This window comes from Vibrio sp. HENC-03, from assembly GCF_000305755.2.
Lineage (GTDB): Bacteria > Pseudomonadota > Gammaproteobacteria > Enterobacterales > Vibrionaceae > Vibrio > Vibrio owensii.
In genome coordinates this window covers 1-212 of sequence record NZ_JH976068.1, presented here as the reverse complement: position 1 = coordinate 212, position 212 = coordinate 1, and the positions used below count along the sequence as shown (strand labels likewise).

The 212-nt window shown below is 51.4% G+C and carries 1 pseudogene; it reads left to right on the top strand.

What is annotated here, in order from left to right:
* Positions 1 to 212, top strand: a pseudogene (locus tag VCHENC03_RS27730) (hypothetical protein); the annotation flags it as partial.

Below are 212 nucleotides of genomic sequence, written 5' to 3'. Positions count from 1 at the left end.
GATGGTACCGCGACTTCTGATGTTGACTACGACGCTAAGTACCTTGTTGCTGATGGCAATGGTGGCTACCGTGAAATCACGGCCGATGAATTGAAGATCACAGCAGGGGAAACGGAGCTCAAAGTTTACCTTCAAGTAAAAGACGATGCGGTGACTGAGAGCGCTGAAAGCGTTGAGCTGACCGCATCGACGACCAGCGGTAAAGTCACTGG